The 16,188-nt window shown below is 69.5% G+C and carries 17 protein-coding genes and 1 tRNA gene; 6 read left to right on the forward strand and 12 right to left on the reverse strand.

The features are described 5' to 3' along the window. Positions 1 to 316 precede the first annotated feature (316 nt). From ACTJJK_RS11375 to ACTJJK_RS11385, 3 genes are all read left to right on the forward strand, one after another. On the forward strand, positions 317 to 1,123 hold the full coding sequence (locus tag ACTJJK_RS11375) for a M23 family metallopeptidase (RefSeq protein ID WP_031372704.1): 807 nt from the start codon (positions 317 to 319) through the stop codon (positions 1,121 to 1,123). Positions 1,124 to 1,201: 78 nt separating this feature from the next. Further along, the gene (locus ACTJJK_RS11380; RefSeq protein WP_223619656.1) at positions 1,202 to 2,167 is read left to right on the forward strand and encodes a hypothetical protein; all 966 of its coding nucleotides are present in this window, start codon (positions 1,202 to 1,204) and stop codon (positions 2,165 to 2,167) included. 106 nt (positions 2,168 to 2,273) lie between these two features. Then, on the forward strand, positions 2,274 to 2,657 hold the full coding sequence (locus tag ACTJJK_RS11385; protein ID WP_440730239.1) for a VOC family protein: 384 nt from the start codon (positions 2,274 to 2,276) through the stop codon (positions 2,655 to 2,657). Between the two features lie 146 nt (positions 2,658 to 2,803). Here ACTJJK_RS11385 and ACTJJK_RS11390 read toward each other — a convergent pair whose 3' ends face one another. The 3 genes from ACTJJK_RS11390 to ACTJJK_RS11400 form a co-directional block, all read right to left on the reverse strand. Continuing rightward, the gene (locus ACTJJK_RS11390) at positions 2,804 to 3,766 is read right to left on the reverse strand and encodes an MBL fold metallo-hydrolase (protein WP_440730240.1); all 963 of its coding nucleotides are present in this window, start codon (positions 3,764 to 3,766) and stop codon (positions 2,804 to 2,806) included. Positions 3,767 to 3,906: 140 nt separating this feature from the next. Then, positions 3,907 to 4,230, reverse strand: coding sequence for a hypothetical protein (locus ACTJJK_RS11395; protein ID WP_031372700.1), 324 nt, complete (start codon positions 4,228 to 4,230; stop codon positions 3,907 to 3,909). After that, positions 4,227 to 5,558, reverse strand: a complete 1,332-nt coding sequence (locus ACTJJK_RS11400; protein WP_051885128.1) for a tryptophan--tRNA ligase — start codon at positions 5,556 to 5,558, stop codon at positions 4,227 to 4,229. The genes ACTJJK_RS11395 and ACTJJK_RS11400 overlap by 4 nt, the downstream gene beginning before the upstream one ends. Positions 5,559 to 5,758: 200 nt before the next feature. Between ACTJJK_RS11400 and ACTJJK_RS11405 the strand changes: the two genes are divergently transcribed. Then, the gene (locus ACTJJK_RS11405) at positions 5,759 to 6,613 is read left to right on the forward strand and encodes a hypothetical protein (protein ID WP_440730241.1); all 855 of its coding nucleotides are present in this window, start codon (positions 5,759 to 5,761) and stop codon (positions 6,611 to 6,613) included. A gap of 132 nt (positions 6,614 to 6,745) precedes the next feature. Here ACTJJK_RS11405 and ACTJJK_RS11410 read toward each other — a convergent pair whose 3' ends face one another. The 9 genes from ACTJJK_RS11410 to ACTJJK_RS11450 all read right to left on the reverse strand — a co-directional run bounded on the left by ACTJJK_RS11410 (position 6,746) and on the right by ACTJJK_RS11450 (position 14,581). Further along, positions 6,746 to 6,946 carry a CsbD family protein gene (locus ACTJJK_RS11410; protein WP_031372697.1) on the reverse strand — a complete coding sequence of 67 codons (201 nt, stop codon included), beginning with the start codon at positions 6,944 to 6,946 and terminating at the stop codon, positions 6,746 to 6,748. Positions 6,947 to 7,287: 341 nt separating this feature from the next. Further along, a complete protein-coding gene (locus ACTJJK_RS11415; RefSeq protein ID WP_031372696.1) occupies positions 7,288 to 7,437 on the reverse strand; it encodes an entericidin A/B family lipoprotein in 150 nt (49 codons plus the stop codon). 189 nt (positions 7,438 to 7,626) lie between these two features. Further along, entirely contained in the window at positions 7,627 to 8,550 is a 924-nt protein-coding gene (rocF, locus tag ACTJJK_RS11420; RefSeq protein ID WP_440730242.1) for an arginase, read from the reverse strand. 468 nt (positions 8,551 to 9,018) lie between these two features. Next, positions 9,019 to 9,094, reverse strand: a tRNA-Thr gene (locus ACTJJK_RS11425). A gap of 98 nt (positions 9,095 to 9,192) precedes the next feature. Continuing rightward, positions 9,193 to 10,053: an SPOR domain-containing protein gene (locus ACTJJK_RS11430; protein WP_031372694.1), complete on the reverse strand. Its 861-nt coding sequence runs from the start codon at positions 10,051 to 10,053 to the stop codon at positions 9,193 to 9,195. A gap of 22 nt (positions 10,054 to 10,075) precedes the next feature. Then, entirely contained in the window at positions 10,076 to 10,852 is a 777-nt protein-coding gene (locus ACTJJK_RS11435) for a type III pantothenate kinase (RefSeq protein WP_440730243.1), read from the reverse strand. After that, complete coding sequence (gene birA / locus ACTJJK_RS11440) at positions 10,849 to 11,847, reverse strand: bifunctional biotin--[acetyl-CoA-carboxylase] ligase/biotin operon repressor BirA (protein WP_440730244.1); 999 nt, start codon at positions 11,845 to 11,847, stop codon at positions 10,849 to 10,851. Before birA ends, ACTJJK_RS11435 begins: the two co-directional genes overlap by 4 nt. Beyond that, entirely contained in the window at positions 11,847 to 12,527 is a 681-nt protein-coding gene (plsY, locus tag ACTJJK_RS11445) for a glycerol-3-phosphate 1-O-acyltransferase PlsY (RefSeq protein WP_051885127.1), read from the reverse strand. The genes birA and plsY overlap by 1 nt, the downstream gene beginning before the upstream one ends. Before the next feature lie 230 nt (positions 12,528 to 12,757). Further along, positions 12,758 to 14,581 (reverse strand): DegV family protein, encoded by a 1,824-nt coding sequence (locus ACTJJK_RS11450; RefSeq protein WP_440730245.1) that lies wholly within the window; start codon positions 14,579 to 14,581, stop codon positions 12,758 to 12,760. A gap of 150 nt (positions 14,582 to 14,731) precedes the next feature. On the opposite strand from ACTJJK_RS11450, the gene ACTJJK_RS11455 reads away from it, so the two are divergent. Both ACTJJK_RS11455 and ACTJJK_RS11460 read left to right on the forward strand, forming a co-directional pair. Continuing rightward, complete coding sequence (locus ACTJJK_RS11455) at positions 14,732 to 15,013, forward strand: hypothetical protein (protein WP_440730246.1); 282 nt, start codon at positions 14,732 to 14,734, stop codon at positions 15,011 to 15,013. 19 nt (positions 15,014 to 15,032) lie between these two features. After that, positions 15,033 to 15,779: a zinc-dependent peptidase gene (locus tag ACTJJK_RS11460; RefSeq protein WP_440730247.1), complete on the forward strand. Its 747-nt coding sequence runs from the start codon at positions 15,033 to 15,035 to the stop codon at positions 15,777 to 15,779. Positions 15,780 to 16,188 lie beyond the last annotated feature (409 nt).

Genomic DNA, 16,188 nt, shown 5'->3' on the forward strand with positions numbered 1-16,188 from the left:
CCTTCGCCGCGAGTGCCGCCCACGGCGATCCTGACCCGCTTCGGGTCGTATGCGCCCCATCTTGCCCCCTACCGCGCCTCGGGGCCGCCGTCGTTGCCGCCCGCCCGCGTTCCTTCCGGGCCCTGGCCGAAACCCTCATTCCGCAACCGCGATAGCCATCACGCTCGCGGCTTCGATTGCGTTTAGGAATAAATAATTCCCTAAATCAATTAATCAGGAATCGCGCTAGCGTCGGCCCGCAATCCCGGCGCCGGGCGCCCGTTTCGGACCCCCGGCCCACCCTTCCCGTCCTCATCGACAGTCGAGAGGTTCCAGAATGAAGCGTTCCCTGCGCACGATGCTGTCGTGCATTTCAGTCGTGGCGTTCGGCCTGATCGCGCCGACCGCCAACGCCGCCCGGCCGGCCTTCCAGATGCCCTTCCCCTGCGGCCAGACCTGGTACGGCGATACCTACCCCGGCCACGGCCTGCGCTATGCGGTCGACCTCAACCACAAGCCGCGCCCGCTCAGCGACGCAGACCTCGGCTCGACCGTGGTCGCCTCCGCCGGCGGCACCGCGCACACCTACAACCCGCATCCCGGCACCGGCTACGGCCGCCTGGTGGTGATCGACCACGGCGGCGGCTGGCAGACCTACTACGCCCACCTCAACAGCATCTCGGTCGGTAACGGCGCCAGCGTGTCGCAAGGGCAGAAGATCGGCACGCTCGGCAAGACCACGCGCCCCGGCAACAGCATCTCCGCGCACCTGCACTACGAACAGCGCCTCAACGGCGACGACCAGAAGATCGTCTGGAACGGCGCGACCATCGTCTACGACCAGTACGAAGTGGCCTACAAGAGCCGCAACAGCTGCAGCGCCGGCGGCGCCACCGGCACGGTCAAGACCAGCGGCTCGCCGCTCAACGTACGCTCCGGCCCGGGCACCGGCTACAGCATCGTCGGCTCGCTCGCCAACGGCGCCAGCGTCACCATCCGCTGCCAGAAGACCGGCGAATCGGTAAGCGGCACGTACGGCACCAGCAATCTGTGGAACAACATCGGCGCCAGCGGCAGCAACCGCTATATTCCGGATGCCTACACCTACACCGGTTCCGACGGCCGCGTCGCACCGGATTGTTGATCGGGCGATAAACGCAACGGGGCGGCGGCGAGGCCGCCGTCCCGCTGCCCCCCTTTCCGCTTCGCACCGAGGACGCCGATGACGCACGCCCACTCTCCGCCGACATGGACCGCACGGCTGGGCATGGCGCTGCTGACGTCCGCGCTGATCGGAGGCTTGGTCGGCGCGGCGATCACCCGCTGCTCGATGACGCCTGCGACGCCACAGGGCCGCGACGGCGCCACGACATCGCCCGCCCCGGGCCGCAGCGGTAAGCAGCCGCTGCACTCGGCCCTGGCCGACGCCCTGGCCAGCGACGGCCCGCGCAGCCGCGGCGCCGACGACCTCGACCGCAATATCCGCCGCGCCGGGCAGGACCCGGGCTATCTGCGCGAACTGCTGCGCCGCTACAGCTTCGAGACCGATCTCGACCGGCGCGGCGCCTTGCTCGCGATCCTGCAGGGCGTGGCCAACGACGAGGTGCTGCAACTCGGACGGCAACTCGCAGGCAACCCCGACCCGGACACGCGTCGCAGCGGACTGGCCCTGCTCAAGGCGTTTCCCCTCGATGTGGCCGCAGTGCGCGACACGCTGGCGCGGCAGTTGCGCGACGAACGCGACCCGGCCCTGCTGAAGGAAAGCATCGACATGCTGGCGCCCGCCGTCGTGGCCAGCGAAGACGCCGCGCCCTTGCTCGAACGCCTCGCCGCCCTGCGCGGCCATGCCGATGCCGAGGTGCGTGCCAGCGCCGTGCTGCAATCGGTGCGCTGGAACAAACGCGGCGACGATGCAGCCATCCTCGAACCCGCCCTGCTCGATCCGGACATCGCCGTGCGCCGCGCCGCCATCGCCGGCATCGAAGCTTCCGGCGCGCGTTCGGATGGGCTCAAGATCGCCTTGCTCGATATCGCCGGCGATGCCCGGGCCGAATCGGACCTGCGCCGCTCGGCCGCGTTCGCCTTGCAGAACTTCGCCCTCGATCGCGACGAGTACGCGCTGTACCGCGATGCGCTCGCCGCGCTCGCACGCGCCGACGGTGCGGGCCCGGGATTGCCGCTGCATTGAATCGCGGTGGTGCGATGCGACGCGGTATCGCATCGCAGCCGGCACTTCCCCGCCCGCGGTCGGCGCGGCAATCTGCAGGCCGGTCTACCATCCACGGAGCACTGCCATGGCCCATCGCAGCCGCCTGGCCGGATTCATCATCGATTGCGAAACCGGCGACCTCGATGTCGCCGCGAATTTCTGGAGCGGCGCGCTAGGTTTGGCCCGGGTCGAAACCTACGACGACGACGGCGCGCAATACGCCCAACTCGCGAACGGCCCCGCCGAGCTGCACATCGAAGTGCAGAAAGTCGCACACCCCTCGCGCGTGCACCTGGACATCGAAAGCGACGATCTCGACGCCGAAGCCGCGCGTCTGGAAGCGCTCGGCGCCAAGCGCATCGCCTTCGTCAAACGCTGGTGGGTGATGGAAGCGCCGACCGGCCACCGTTTCTGCATCGTGCGCATGAAGCATCCCGAACAGGGCGCGCCGCCGAACGTCTGGGACTGACGCCGGCATCGCGCCGCGCCGCGGCGAGCTCAACTGGCATCGACTACAAGATGGTCGCGGCCGCTGGATTTCGCCCGGCATAAAGCCTGATCGGCGCGATCGAACACTGGCTCGGGGCGGTCGCGTTCGGGCCGGCCGGATGCGGTTCAGCCCGTCGCGTCGACCGTCGCGACCGAGCGCTCGGCCTGGCGATCGAGCCACACAGCCAGGCCCTGGGCATTGAGTTCGATGTCGACCGCGAGCCCCGCATGGATCTGCGCCTCGCTGAGCGGGCTGCCGTGGGCCAAGGCGCGCTCGGTGTACAGCGCCCTCAGCGCCTCGCTGAGGCGCGCATGACGTTCGCCGTCGGCGGCCTGCGCTTGCCCGATCCGCACCATCGCGTCGATCTGTTCGATCAACTCCGCGCCGAGCCGCTGCACGTCGCCGACGCGGCCGTAATGGGTCAGATACACCGCTTCGGGATCGCTCGCCAGCAAGGTGCGGATCGAAGCCTTGAGCGGTTCCGGCTCGAACTGCACCGGCGAGGAAGTCGGCAGGATGAAAGGCCCGCGCACCGAATCGAACTCGCGATAGGACAGGCCGAAGGTGTCGCCGGTGAACCAACTGCGGCTGCGCTCGTCCCACACGCACAGGTGATGGCGCGCATGCCCCGGCGTGTCGACGCACAACAACGGCCGTCCGCCGAGAGGCACGATGTGGCCGTCGCGGGCGATGACCACGCGCTCGGCCGCGATCGGCACGATCTCGCCGTAGCTGCGAGCCATTTCCTCGGCGCCGTACACCGCGGTCGCACCAGCGACCAAGCGCGCCGGATCGATCATGTGCGGCGCGCCGCGCGGATGCACGACCAGGCGCGCGTTCGGCAGTTGCTGCATCAGCGCACCGGCGCCGCCGGCGTGATCGAGATGGACGTGGGTCAGGATCAACCAGTCGATATCGGCCGGCGTCAGGCCTTGCGCCGGCAAAGCGGCGAGCAGGGCCGGAATCGAATGCTGGGTGCCGCAGTCGATGAAAGCGCCGCGGCCGTTGTCGACGACGAGATACGCGGCGTCGAAGATCGGCCGCTGGAAGCCGGTGTCGATGGTGACGATGCCCAGGGATTCGCTCATGAAGGCACTGCACTGCGCTGCGGAGTCGGCGCCCAGTCTATGCGCTGTGGGCCGCGGCAACATGCGGCTTTGGTCGCAGGAGTCGGCGCCTGCCGCCCGCTCGACGCAGGCCGTGCACCAAGACCTTCAACCGCGCCCCTTCAATCGAGGAAGTCGGTCAAACGCCTCAGCCAGCGCCAACGCACCACACCGGCGATGGTCAGCGTCGCCAGGAAGACCCCGTAGCCCAGCGAGGTCGCGAAGATCTGCGGCCACATCGCGCCATAGGCATCGCCGGCGTAACGATGCGCCCAGCGGATCGCCAACACGAAGGCGCATACCGATGCGGCCAACGACACCGCATCGAACAAGCGCCGCGCGGCATTGCGCGGCTGCCGCGGGTACAACCAGAACAGCGCGCCGAGAATCGCGAACCAGGGCAAGAACAGGATCAGCGCCAGGTTGAGTTCGACGAACCGGCTCACGACGTCGCGCTGTCCTTCGCCGCCTGCGCCTCGGCTTCGGCCTGGACGATCGCGGCCAGGGCTGCGGCCACGGCATCGCGGCGCGCGTCGTCGACGGCATCGGCGGCGGCCAACAAAGCCGCGACATCGCTCTTGCCGGCCTTGAGCGCGGCGATCAACTGCCCGGCATCCTTCGGCGAGGCGAAACCGCGGCTCTGCAGCAGCACCTCATCGCCGTCGGCGAGCTTGAAATAGAACTGCCCGTCGGCTTCGCGGTACTGCTTGAACACCGGCAGGCTCGCCTTGCTCTCGGCCTTGACCGAGGCCTTCGTCGTGGTCTGCGACAAATCGCGCAAACCCACCGCCTCGCGCAGCGCCTTCATGCGCGGGCTGACGTGCTGCGCGCGCACGCGGCGGGCGCCGTCGACCAGGATCGCTTCGATGTCCTGCGGGCGCGCCATCAGGGTTTCGTACTTCGCGCGCAGCGGCGCGATTTCGCCGTCGATGCGTTCGAACAGCGCCTGCTTGGCCTCGCCCCAGCCGATGCCCTCGGCGAAGGCGCGGCGCATCGCTTGCGTTTCCTCGACGCTGGCAAAGGCCTGGTAGATCTGGAACAGGGCCGAACCTTCGGTGTCCTTGGCCTCGCCCGGCGCGCGCGAATCGGTGACGATCGAATAGATCAGCTTCTTCAAAGTCTCGCGCGGTGCGAACAAGGGAATGGTGTTGTCGTAGCTTTTGCTCATCTTGCGGCCGTCCAGGCCCGGCAAAGTCGCCACGTTGTCCTCGATCAAGGCCTCGGGCAGGACGAAGTGCTCGCCGTAGAGATGATTGAAGCGCTGGCCGACGTCGCGCGCCATCTCGATGTGCTGGATCTGGTCGCGGCCGACCGGCACCTGGTTGGCGTTGAACGCCAGGATGTCGGCCGACATCAGCACCGGGTACATGAAGAGGCCTGCGGTGATCGCGGCATCGTCGTCCTCGCCTTCGGCGCGGTTCTTGTCGACCGCGGCCTTGTAGGCGTGGGCGCGATTGAGCATGCCCTTGCCGGCGACGCAGGTCAGCAACCAGGACAGTTCCGGAATCTCGACGATCTCGCTCTGGCGATAGAACCAGACCTTGGCCGGATCGAGCCCGCAGGCCAGCCACGCCGCCGCGATCTCCAGGGTCGAGCGCTGCACGCGCTCGGGCTCCTGCACCTTGATCAGCGCGTGCAGGTCGGCGAGGAAATAGAAGCTCTCCACGTCCGGGGCGAGGCTGGCGGCGATCGCCGGGCGGATAGCGCCGACGTAGTTGCCGAGGTGCGGGGTGCCGGAGGTGGTGATGCCGGTCAGGATGCGGGTCTGGGTCATTGCCGATCGTGGGTGGAACGTGGCCGGTCAGTGTACCCGCTGCCCGGCGGGGCCCGCCTCGTCCGGAGGTCCCAGCCTGAGCCGCGCATGAGCCGCGCATGAGCGGCAGCTGAGCGCGGCGCGGCGCCCCCGCTGGGGCGGCGCAACCCCATTGCCGGGCCCGGTGCGTTTGCATGCACGACCACCCAGGAGACACCGCCATGTTCCGCACCCTCGCCCTGCTCGCCGGTGCCGTGTTGACCGCCACCGCCTGCACTCCGGCCTACGGCCGTCCGCTGGTCGACCTCGCGGTGATCGACCGCGACAGCGGCGACTGGCTGCCGGCCTATCCGCACCGCGGCCAGCAGTGGATCGCCGGCACGCCCGGCCACCGCTACTCGGTGCGCCTGACCAACACCAGCGGCCAACGCGTGCTGGTCGTACTCTCGGTCGACGGCGTCAATGCGGTCAGCGGCCAGACCGCCAACCCCTCGCAGGCCGGCTACGTGCTCGATGCCTGGCAATCGACCGAGATCAACGGCTGGCGCAAATCGCTCGACGATGTCGCCCAGTTCGTCTTCACCGACCTGCCCGACAGTTACGCCGCGCGCACCGGACGCCCCGACAACGTCGGCGTGATCGGCGTGGCGGTGTTCGAGGAACGTCAGATCTATCGCGAACCGCCGCGTCCGTATCCTTATCCCTATCCCTACCCGCAGCCGCCGTATGGCCGCGCCGAGGGCATGGCCGAGGCCGAACGCCGCGCCTCCAACGGCGCCGCCGCGCCGGCCGCCACCGCCTCGGCAGCGGGCAAGGCGCGCGAAGCCGCCGCCGACAGCGCCGCCGCGCAGTCCATCGGCACCGGCCACGGCGCGCGCGAATGGTCGCCGGTCTCGCAGACCGACTTCGTGCGCGCGTCGCGTTCGCCGGCCCAGGTCATCCAGTTCCGCTACGACGATTACCGCAATCTGGTCGCGCGCGGCATCGTCCCGCGTTATCGCGCGCCGTATCGCGATAACGAACCGCGCGCTTTCCCTAACGGTTTCGTCGCCGATCCGCCGCCGCGCGGCTGGTGATCGCGGCAACCGGCCCGTCACCGTAGCGCGCACAAAAAAACGGGCCGGAAAGCTCCGGCCCGTTGTTCCTCGTCGATGACGCTGCGCTGCGCTATCGATGCGCGCCGATGATCAGACGCCGTGGCGCATCGCTCAGTTCAGCGTCTTGCCGAATTCCTTCACTTCCTTTTCGGCGCGGTCGCGTTCCCAACCGTAGCGTTCCTGCAACTTGCCTGCGAGGTATTCGGAGTTGCCTTCGGCGATATCGAACACGTCGTCGGTCAGATCGCCCCACTTGGCCTGGGCCTTGCCTTTGATCTGGGTCCACTTGCCGGCAATGATGTCTTTGTTCATCGATAACACTCCTTCGTTGGGGGATTCGGATTCGGCACGACGCACGCACTTCGCAACACGTCGTTAGCTTGCCGATATCGCCGAAACAGATTCGCAGCGCAGACGTTCCGATGAGGTCACGATTGCGTTAGCCGAGGCTTGATGTCGGTGAACAGCATGAACCCTTCATTCCATTTCTGTGCGCGCGGTTGCGCTTGCACGGTTGCGCTGCACGCTTTTGCCGACATCGAGAAGACGTGGCAGCGATGAATGCGTCGGCGCCGCAGCGGATGCCAAACCCCAGACGCAGAAAAGGCCGGATCGCTCCGGCCTTTTCTTTGCATCTCGTCGGGTCCTACGGCTTATTTGCCGTCGCGGACCTCTTCGGCCTTCTGCTCGACCTTCTCACCGGCCTTCTTCACGTCCTTGCCGGCACCGGCCACGGTGTTGCAAGCAGTCAGGGTGCCCATCGAGAACAGGGCCAGCAGCAACAGGGCAGTCAAACGCTTCATAAGAACTCCTTGGTCGGTTACGGATACCAGATCGGGCCGCGCACGCAGTCGCGTCCTGATTGGCATGAGACGCGAGCGAATGTGAAGCCGGCGTGCAGCGCCGGCCCGGAATTCCATGAAACAAGGCGTCCTGCGCCTGTCCCGCGGTGGAGCCGTCAGCCGCGATTCATCGCCGCGGCGACGGTCGCGTCATTCGCGCATCAAGGTCGATTTGCCGAACAGGCTCTCGACCAGGTCGACCGCGAGCTTGGCGGTGCGGTTGCGCTTGTCGAGGATCGGATTGAGTTCGACGATGTCGAGCGAAGCCAGGCGGCCGCTGTCGGCGATCATCTCCATCACCAACTGCGCTTCGCGATAGTTCGGACCGCCCGGCACCGTGGTGCCGACGCCCGGGGCGATGCTCGGGTCGAGGAAGTCGACGTCGAAGCTGACATGCAGATGGGTATTTTCGTCGACGCCTTCGAGCGCCTCCTCCATCACCCGCTTCATGCCGATCTCGTCGATGTAGCGCATGTCGTAGACATCGAGCCCGTGCTGCTGGATCAACTGCTTCTCGCCGCGATCGACCGAGCGGATGCCGATCTGGCGGATCTCGTTGGGGCGCATCGCCGGCGAGGAACCGCCGAGATGGGTCAGGGCTTCCGGGCCGAGGCCGCACAGGCACGACACCGGCATGCCGTGGATGTTGCCCGACGGCGTGACCTGGCTGGTGTTGAAGTCGGCGTGCGCATCGAGCCAGAGCACGCGCAATTGCTTGCCGGTCTCGCGGCAGTGCTGCGCGACCGCGGTGATCGAACCCAGGCCGAGGCAGTGATCGCCGCCGAGCAGAATCGGCATGCGCCCCTCGCGCAGTTCCGCGCCGACCGCATCCATCACCAGACGATTCCAGGCCACCACCTCGGGCAGATGGCGATAGCCTTCGACCGGCTTTTGCCAGGGATTGCGCGGGCCGTCGAGGTTGCCGCGATCGACCACGTCGACGCCGCGCGCGGCGAGAGCTTCGCCGAGACCGGCGATGCGCAGCGCTTCCGGCCCCAGGCGCGCGCCGCGATGGCCGGCACCGACGTCGGTCGGCGCACCGAGCAAGGACACCGGAGGATAAGTACGACTCATGTGAATTCCTCTTCCCTGCGCCGGCGTTGCGACGCACGAGGGATATCGATAGTGAACGCAGACGATGCCCGCGGCATCGCGCGATCGCCGCAACAGGGCCGCGCGTTGCGCTGCGGCCGCCGACGATGCCGGCATTCTAGCTCAGGGCGGATGCGGGGCTGGGGGCGGGCTGTTGAGCGGCGCTAGGGCGTTGCGCTGCAGCACGGGTGTTGCGGGTTGGGGCGAGCGCGCTCGGCCCCTGCCGCAGTTCACGATGCTCTGGGGCCGACACCGCAATCACGCCGTTCGGAAGGTAGCCGTGGGACGCAGTGCGTTGGCGCCTGCTCGCCTGCGCTGTGGCGGAGACAGGACAGCCAGGGCAGTGTTCTGACGGAAGCCGGAACGATTCGCGCCGTTGGATGGATTGGCCGGGCGGCTATCTTTTCTTGAGCTCACTTGGCCGGGCGGTTGTCTTTATTCGGATTTACGTGGTGCCGCTTGTCCGAATCGAACGGACGACCGCTCGCTTACAAGGCGAGTGCTCTACCAACTGAGCTAAAGCGGCAAGGTACGTGACGACGCGTCGTGCGGATCGGGACCCAGGGTTCGATACGGCGACGGCAGGCGCATTCTACGCGCCCCCGCCTCCCACGGACAGCGCACTCAGCCGAGGGTGCCGCAGGACACAGTGCGCCAACGCTGCGCACCGGCGGCGCGGCGCAAGGCATCGCCGTTCGAGGTGGTGGTGGCGGCATCGATCCAGGTCGCCGAGGCGGTCTCGCCGAGCGCTTCGACCCGCGCCGGGAAACCGGCTTCGCTGAGCGAAGAGGCACGCTTGCGCGCCGACTCCTCGCTGCGGAAGCGGCCGAGGGCGATGCCGTTGGCGTCGGCGCCACCGCCGCCCATCACGAACAGATCGCTGAAACCGGCGGCGCGAATGCGCTGCGCGGTCGCTTGCGCGGCCTCCGCGCTCGCGGCCGGCGGCAGATACACCCGCCAACCGCGCGAAGGATTCGAGGTGCCGGCCTGAGCGCGCGTCGCCAGCTTCTGCGCGAGCGGTTGCAACTTCGCCCGTGCCGCGTCGGCGGCCGCGGCATCGGCGAAGGGGCCGATGCTGAAGCACTGCGCTTTCGCCACTTCGGCCGGTGGCGGCACTGGCGTCGCGGCGGCGGTAGGCGGCGGCAGTGCGGCCGGCGGCGCGCCGCTCGCAGCATCGAGCTTCGCCGCCGCTGCCTCCGCCTTGGCCGCTTCGGTCTGATCGGCATCGGGCTGGCGCGCGCTCGTCGCCGGCAGCTTGCCGGCGCTGTCCACCAAGGCGGCGGCCGGCGCCGACGGCGCAGTCGCCCCGGCTTGCGCTACGGCCTTGGACTCGGCCAGCTTGGATTCGCCGGCCAGTTGCAGACGGGCCACGCCGAGCGGCAGTGTCTCCTCGGCCGCGGCGGCCGGGACGGGACGCGCGACCCACCAGGCGGCGACGCCGATGTTGAGCGCGATCAGCAGAACGATGAGGGCACGGACGAGCATGCGCGGATTCTATCGCCTGGGGTCAGGGGGAAGTTTCGATGCCGGCCCAGATCGCGAGTCCTTGCAGGACCAGCGTCGGGGCCAGGGTCGGCGACGGCAGAGCGGCGGCCAGCGCATCGGCGCCGCCGCCGTGCAACAGCAGACGCGGCCGCTGGCCGAGTTTCGCGGTCGCCGAGGCCAGGCTGCGTTCGATCAGGGCCAATGCCGCGCCGTCACAACCCGAGGCCAGGGCATCTTCGGTGTCGGCGGCGAAATCGAGCGTCTCGCCGCCGTGTTCGGGCAATTGCGGCGCGCGCGCATGCAAGGCCTCGCGCATCAGGGTCGGCGACGGCGCGATCAGGCCGCCGTGGTGCAGGCCGTCGGCGTCGAGCAGATCGATGGTGAGCGCAGTGCCGACGCCGCAGATCAAGGCCGCGCCCTCGCCTTGCGCGTGCGCGCCGAGCAAGGCCAGGAAACGGTCGGCGCCGAGCTTGCGCGGTTCGGCATAGGCGATACGCACCGTATCGGAGCGCGCCGCGGCGAAACCCTGCGGCGAGCGGAAACTCGCTTGGGTGCGCGCGATCGAGATCCGCCGGCAATGCACGGTCAATGCTTCGAGCACCGCCAGGCGCAAGGCCGGATGCGCCACGCTGGCCAGATAGGCAGCCTCGATCCGCTCCGCCGGCAAGGCCTCGGCGAGTGCGGCGGCGACGTCTTCCTCGCGATGCGGCAGCGCCACGGCGTCGCCGGGGCGGCCGTCGGCGCCGAGCGGCGCGCACTTGAGCCGGGTGTTGCCGAGATCGAATAACCAGGCGCTCAACGCGATGCTCCTTGCGCGCGCCGCACGCTGACTTCGCCGGCATGGAAACGACGTTCCTCGCCATCGTCCAGGCGCACGCGCAGGGCGCCGTCGTCGGCCAGGCCGAGGGCGATACCCTGATGCGTCGCGTCGGCACCGTGCACGCTGATCGCCTGCCCGGCCAATGCATCGAACGCGGCGTAACGGTCGAGGAACGGCGCCAACCCGGCGGCGTCGAATTCGTCCAGTGCCGGCAGCAAACGCTCCAGCAAGGCCGCAGCGACCGTGTCGCGCGCCACCGCGCGCCCGCCGGCAAGGCCGGACAGGTCGCTCCAGGGCTGGTCGATCGACGCTGCGACGGCAGCCGGCATGCGCACGTTGAGCCCGAGCCCGATCACCGCGCGCGCCGGCCCGGCGTATTCGCCGCCGCCTTCGATCAGCAGGCCGCCGAGCTTGCGCAGGCCGGCGCCGTCGAGCACGACCAGGTCGTTCGGCCATTTCAGCCGCACCGCGGCATAGCCGAGGCCTTGCAGGGCCTCGGCCGCGGCGATGCCGGCGACCAGGCTCAGCCCGCCGAGGCGCGCCAGGCCCCCGCCGAACGAACGCGACAACGAGAGATACAGATGCGCGGCCAATGGCGAGGCCCAGACCCGGCCGCGGCGCCCGCGGCCGCCGGTCTGGCGTTCGGCCAGCAACACCGCGACGCCTTGCGCCGGGGTCGGCCGGCGCAGCAGTTCGCTGTTGGTCGAATCGATGCTCCAGGCCACTTCGAGCGCGGCCAACCGCACCCGCGTCGGCGCCGACAGGGCCGCGGCGATCGCCTCGGCATCGAGCAGATCCAGCGGCTGCGACAACGCATAACCGCGCCCGGGCTTGGCTTCGATCGCTACGCCCGCTTCGCGCAAGGCTTCGATGCGCTTCCACACCGCCGCGCGGGTCTGCCCGGCGGCGCTGGCGAGCGCGTCGCCGGTGGCGGGGCCTGCGATCAAGTGCTGCAACAGCGCGCGGTCGTCCATCAGCTCCGGCGCCAACGGTGCAGCAGACGCGCGCCGGCGAAGCGCGATTCGGTACCGGCGCGCAGACGCGCCAGATTGCCGCGGTGGGTGAACACGACCAACAGTGCGGCGGCGATCGCGAAGCATTGCCGCGGCAGGCCGGCATCGCCGAACCAGGCGAGCAGCGGCAGGCACAGCGCCGCGATCACCGTGGCCAGGCCGACATAACCGCTGGCGATCAGCACCACCGCCCAGACCAGCAACAGCAGCGGCACCGCGAACGGCCACAGCACCATCAGCGCGCCGACCAGGGTGGCCGCGCCCTTGCCGCCGCGGAACCCGTGCCAGATCGGCCAGACATGGCCCAGCACGGCAGCGAACGCAGCGAGGTAACCGTGCGCGGTCACCGACAAGTCGTCGCCGACCGGCGCGAAGCGCAGCGCCAGCCAGGTCGCCAGCGCGCCCTTGCCGATATCGATGAAGACCACGACCGCGGCGAAGCGCAGGCCCTGGGTACGGAAGGCATTGGTGCCGCCGGCGTTGCCGCTGCCCTGCTGGCGGATATCGACGCCGCGCAAGCGGCCCAGCAGCAGGCTGCCCGACAGGGAACCGATCGCGTACGCCGCCAGCAACAACACCACCGACAACGGCGCCACCGCGATGGCGGCGGACAGGGGCGGCGGGAGGGCGGCGAGCGACATGGGCGAATTATGCGCGAGCCGCTACGAGAGCCGATACGGATTCGAGCGCCGTGCCGGCGGATACACCTTTGCGCGGCGACGGTCGCGGACATGAGCCTTCGCGGGGCTGCCGGGGATCGAGCTGCGGCTTGCGCCGTTCCTGCCTCTGAACGGCGTCGGCTAGGGGTAGGAGCGGCGCGAGCCGCGACCGCGCCCTTTCGCGCTTGCCGCGTAACCGTTGGGCCGCGGCCTCAGCCCGGCGCCGGCTGCACCGACACCAGCAACGCCCCGCGCCCGGCATGGGCGCCCAACGCCGGCCCGGTCTCGACCAACCAGGCCTGTTCCAGGTCGAGGCGGCGGCGCAGGGCTTCGAGCAGACGCTCGCCGTCGCCCAGGGCATCGCAATGGCCGACGATCGCGCGCCAGCGCTGCTCGTCCGGCAGGCGCCGCGTCAGATGGCGGGCAAAGGCCTCGGGCGCGTCCTTCTTGGCGAACAAGCCGCCGCTGACGCTCAGCCGCCCCTCCGGCTTCATCTTCGCGACCGGGGTCAGGCCGGTGTAACGCACCAGCGGCCCGGCCCAGGGCGGAATCCGCCCGCCGCGCACCGCGTGCGAGATATCCCGCGCCATCGCCCAGGTCCGGGTCAGCGGCCGCAGGCGTTCGAGTTCGGCCACGATCGCCGCCAGCTCGGCCCCGTCGGCGGCCAACTCGGCCGCACGCCAGGCCAGCAAGGCCTGGCCGCCGGCGGCATTGAAACTGTCGAACACCTGCACCCGGCGCGCATCGGCACGCGCCGCGGCCTGTTCGCCCGACTGCAGGGTGCCGGAGACCGCGCGCGACAGGCCGACGTACAGAACCTCGGTGCGGTGCCCCAGCAGGAACTCGAAGGCGCGGCGGAAATCGCCCGGCGGCGGCTGGCTGGTGCGCGGCAAGTCGGCGCTGCCGGCCATGCGCCGGTAGAACTCGGCGGTGGCCAGGCCGATCTTGTCGAGATAGTCGCGGCCGTCGATCGACACCCGCACCGGCACCACGTGCAGGCCGTAGCGTTCGGCCAGGGCCTCGGGCAGATCGGCGGCGCTGTCGGTCACCACCGCCACCCGCTGCACCCGTTCGACGCTGCGTTGCTGTTGCAGCATGTCGTCGGCCTTCATGGCCTCGACCGCGCCGAACGCCGCGCAGGCATCGAACAAACGCTGCGGCGCGCCGACGTGGGCATGCACGCGCATGCGCGCCTCGCCGCCGGCCAGGACCAGCGAATCGGCGCCGACCGCTTCGAGCGCGGCCAGCAGCCGGCCGCGTTCGATGCCGCTGCCGATCACCAGGCATTCGCTGCACCAGCGCCGCTGTGGGTCGACCGCATCGTGCACCGGTGCCAGCGCTTCCCCGTGTCCGGCGCAGGCTTCGTTGGCCGCGCTGACGCCGGCATGCACGCGCAGCGCGCGCGGGCCGCCGTCGACGAATTCGGCGATGCCTTCGAGCAGATCGACGAAACCCTTGGCGCCCGCATCGACCACGCCAGCCTTCTGCAGCAGCGCCATCTGCTGCGGCGTGCGCGCCAGCGCGTTGCGGGCTTGGATCAGCGCGGCGGCGAAACCCGGGCGCGGGTCGCCGTCGCGGCTGGCCAGGGCGGCTTCGTCGAGGGCGTCGGCGAAGGCATTGATGACGCTGAGAATGGTGCCCTCGACCGGATGCGCCAGTGCGGCCCGGGCATTGACCGCGCCGTGGCGGACCGCGGCGGCGAGGGTCGCGGCGTCGAGCTCGGGCCGGCTGCGGGCGTACTCGGCCACCCCGTGCAGGAACTGGGCCAGGATCGCCCCGGAGTTGCCGCGCGCGCCGTCGATGGCGTCGTCGCCGATCCGCAACAGCAGCTCGCCGATATGGCGGCTGCGCCGGCTCAGCGCCCCATTCAGCAGACTGCCCAGGGTATGCGCGAGGTTGTTGCCGGTGTCGCCGTCGGCGACCGGGAACACGTTGATCCGGTTGAGCAGATCGCGCCCGGCGATGACCCGGCGCGCCCCCGCGATCAAGGCCCGGCGCAGGGCCGGCGCGGTCAGCGGAGGATGGGCGATCGCCATGGCGGCAGTCTGCGGCAAACCGGCGCGGGCGCCTGTTGCGGCGCAGCATCGATCTTGCGCGACCGGAGGCGGCCCAGGCCGCGGGTTTCGCGCTATAGTCGGGAAATCGCTCGACGCCGGATTCCGGCCGGGCCGATCAAGGATTCCGCCATGTTACGGATCTGTCTGTGCCTGCTGTTCGCCCTCGCCAGTGCGACCTTGGCCGTCGCGGACGTCGGTGCACGCGAAGTCAACAAGCTCAGCCCGAACGATGCCTGCCCCGAAAGCAGCGCATCGCGCAAGGACGCGGCGGCCCGCCCGAGCAGCCGCAGCGCCGCGCCGCCGACCGCGCGCGACACCAAGGCCAAGCCGAGCGTGCACAGCGACGCCGAAGGCAACAACCGCCTGCAGTCGCCGCGTTGGCACAACTTCCTGCCGGGCATGTTCCGCTGATCCGCTGACGGCACCGCCTTTGTTCGACCTGTTGCGCCGTCTGCGGCGCCCGCCCCTGATCGATGACGCCTTGTGGCGCGACGCCGTCGCCGCCTTGCCGTGGGCGCGCGCGCTCGACCCGCAGCGCCAGCAACGCCTGCGCGAGCTGGCGGCGCGTTTCCTGCACGAAAAAACCATCAGCCCGATCGGCGAGCTCGAACTCGGCGCGCACCAGCGTTGCCTGCTCGCCGCCTTGTGCTGCCTGCCCTTGCTCGAGTTCGGCCGAGAGGGCCTGCGCGGCTGGTCGCAGTTGATCGTCTACCCCGATGCGTTCCGGGTGAACCGCAGCCACACCGATGCGGCCGGCGTGCTGCACGAATGGCAGGACGAATTGATCGGCGAGTCCTGGGAGGCCGGCCCCTTGATCCTGTCCTGGGCCGACGTGCTGGCCGACTGCGAGGAACCGCGCGCCGGCTTCTGCGTGGCCGCGCACGAGATGGCGCACAAGCTCGATCTGCTCGACGACCTGCTCGACGGCACCCCGCCCCTGCCGCGCCCGTGGCAACGCGAATGGGCGCGCGATTTCCAGCAGGCCTACGACGCGTTCGTCGCCGACGTCGACGCTGGCCGCGACACCGCCATCGACCCTTACGCCGCCGAAGCGCCCGAAGAATTCTTCGCCGTCGCCACCGAGTACCACTTCAGCGACCCCGCCCTGCTGCGCGAGCAGATGCCCGCGGTGGCCGCGCATTTGGAGCGGTTCTATGGGGTGTCGCCGTTCGCTTGAGCGGGGCGGCGGGCCCCTGTAGGAGCGGCGTAAGCCGCGACTGACCGAAGCGGGGAGATACCACTCCGTGGCCGAAGCGAAGTGCTTGGCATGCGGCGATAACCGCACCGATTGTCCGGGTTTCGGGGATAACGCCTACGTACATCGCTTCGGTTGGTCGCGGCTTGCGCCGCTCCTACAGGAAGTTGCCGGAGCCTTCGGCCGTCAGCGAAGCGAGACCGCAACAGCGCGGTCGCGACTCGCGTCGCTCCTACCCTAAGCCATCGCAGCCACACGATTACCGTAATCGTTGCTGTTGCCGTTGCTGTGCGTCGCCTCGGCCTTTCGATGGCAATTGAAGACCCGGAGGGCGGCGCGCAGGGATGCGCGCCGTTTTTCATCGGGACAGGGATGTCCCGTATGAAAAATC

Source organism: Lysobacter sp. 22409, from assembly GCF_052045105.1.
GTDB classification, from domain to species: Bacteria; Pseudomonadota; Gammaproteobacteria; order Xanthomonadales; family Xanthomonadaceae; genus Lysobacter; species Lysobacter antibioticus_B.